Raw genomic sequence first — 1,879 nt, forward strand, 5'->3', positions numbered from 1 at the left:
GGGGTACGGTCCTGACGGCGGACGACGCGCGCCGCGCGGCGGACGCGGGCGCCAATCTGGCGGTGACGCCCGGCCTGGGCGCGGGCGTCGACGAGGCGCTGCGCCTCGGCCTGCCGGTGCTCGCCGGGGTGCTCACGCCGACCGACGTGATCGCGGCCGACGCGGCGGGCGCCACCGCCCTCAAGGTCTTCCCGGCGTCGGCGATGGGCGGCCCCGCCTACCTGAAGGCGCTGCGCGCCCCCTTCCCCACTCTCCCGTTCGTCCCGGTGGGCGGCATCGACGCCCCCACCGCCGAGGCCCACTTGGCGGCCGGGGCGACAGCGGTGGGCATCGGCTCACCCCTCATCGGCGACGCGGCGTCCGGCGGCGACCTGACCGCGCTACGGAAGCGGGCGGCGCGGTTCGTGGGGGTGTGCGGGTGAGCGCGGGCGGGCGGGCGACGGGCGTCTTCACGTCGGGCGGGGCGGGGGCCGCCTCGCGCGGCGGCGGGCGACTGCGGCTCGGCGGTGCGGTGGAGGGGCACGGGCGGACGAGCGGCAGACCTCTTCACGTCGGCGGAGCGATGGCCGCCCTGTGCGGAAGCGGGCCGCTGCGGCTCGGTAGTGCGATGGAGGTGTGCGGGTGAGCGCGGGCGATGTCTTCACGTTCGGGGAAGCGATGGTCGCGCTGCGGGGCAGTGGGCCGCTGCGGCTCGGGGGTGTGATGGAGGTGTCCGTCGCGGGTGCCGAGTCGAACGTGGCGATCGGGCTCGCGCGGCTCGGGCACGCCGTGCGCTGGGCCGGTGCCGTCGGCGACGACGAGGCCGGTGAGCTGGTCCTGCGCACGCTGCGGGCCGAGGGCGTGGACGTCGCGGGGGCGAGCAGGGACGCGGGCGCGCCGACCGGTCTGCTGCTCTTCGAGCCGCGGCTTCCGGAGGTGACGCGGGTGCACTACTACCGCGCGGGCTCCGCCGGTTCACGCGTCACGGCGGACGCCGTCGAGCGCGCCTTCACCGCGGGCGAGCCGCCGCGCGTGCTGCATCTGACCGGCATCACTCCGGCGCTCGGCGCCTCGGCGCGCGCCGCCTGCGACCGCGCCCTGCGCCTGGCCCGCGAGCGGTCCGTCCAGGTCTGCCTCGACGTCAACTTCCGCTCACGGCTGTGGAGTCAGGACGAGGCACGCGCCGTCCTCCGCGCCTGGGCCCCGTACGTCGACGTGCTCATCGCCTCCGCCGACGAACTCCCCCTGTGTCTGCCGTCCGCCGACGGCGCCCCCGTCCCCGGCCTCGCCGAGTCCCTCCTCGGCCTCGGCGTCCGCGAGGTGGTCGTCAAGCTCGGCGCGGACGGGGCCACCGCGTACACCGCCGGGGCCGAACTCCACCGCCCCGCCCGGCCGGTGCGGGCCGTCGACCCCGTGGGGGCCGGGGACGCGTTCGTCGCCGGGTACCTCTCCGCGCTGCTCGACGGGGCGGAGCCTGCGGGGCGCCTGGAGCGGGCGGTCGTCTGCGGTGCCTTCGCGGTCGCCGCGCGCGGGGACTGGGAAGGGGCGCCTACGCGGGCGGAGCTGGGGCTTCTCGGTGCGGAGGCCGGGACCGTGGTGCGCTGATCGCTGCGCCTAGCCGCAGCAGCCTCCGCCGCAGCAACCGCCGCCTCCTCGCGTGGGCGCGGGGGTGGTCGCGGTGCCGCCGACCGCCACGGTCGAGAGCAGCTTCACGGTGTCGTCGTGGCCGGCCGGGCAGGGGGCCGGGGCCGAGGACTCCGCCATGGGCCGGCTCAGCTCGAAGGTGTCGCCGCAGGAGCGGCAGCGGTATTCGTATCGGGGCATGCGGGACAGGGTACGTCGCCGGGGGCGCCCCAGTCCCGCCCCTTCCCGAACTAGGGGCTCCGCCCCTAGGACCCCT

The 1,879-nt window shown here is 77.4% G+C and carries 3 protein-coding genes; 2 read left to right on the plus strand and 1 reads right to left on the minus strand.

Features of this window, described 5'->3' with window-relative positions:
* Both ACFWZ5_RS46260 and ACFWZ5_RS46265 read left to right on the plus strand, forming a co-directional pair.
* Window positions 1–422 (plus strand): bifunctional 4-hydroxy-2-oxoglutarate aldolase/2-dehydro-3-deoxy-phosphogluconate aldolase (locus tag ACFWZ5_RS46260; RefSeq protein WP_384893310.1); only part of this gene is annotated, 422 nt, incomplete at its 5' end.
* Window positions 423–621: 199 nt separating this feature from the next.
* Window positions 622–1,584 carry a sugar kinase gene (locus tag ACFWZ5_RS46265; RefSeq protein WP_384806899.1) on the plus strand — a complete coding sequence of 321 codons (963 nt, stop codon included), beginning with the start codon at window positions 622–624 and terminating at the stop codon, window positions 1,582–1,584.
* Between the two features lie 9 nt (window positions 1,585–1,593).
* Here the strand turns inward: ACFWZ5_RS46265 and ACFWZ5_RS46270 are convergent, their stop codons facing one another.
* The gene (locus ACFWZ5_RS46270) at window positions 1,594–1,803 is read right to left on the minus strand and encodes a zinc ribbon domain-containing protein (protein WP_384806902.1); all 210 of its coding nucleotides are present in this window, start codon (window positions 1,801–1,803) and stop codon (window positions 1,594–1,596) included.
* Window positions 1,804–1,879 lie beyond the last annotated feature (76 nt).

The organism is Streptomyces sp. NPDC059003 (assembly GCF_042740445.1).
Classification (GTDB): Bacteria; Actinomycetota; Actinomycetes; order Streptomycetales; family Streptomycetaceae; genus Streptomyces.

Coding starts and splice junctions, on each gene's coding strand:
- ACFWZ5_RS46270 (WP_384806902.1), bottom strand. CDS start 1,803: ATGCCCCGATACGAATACCGCTGCCGCTCCTGCGGCGACACCTTCGAG.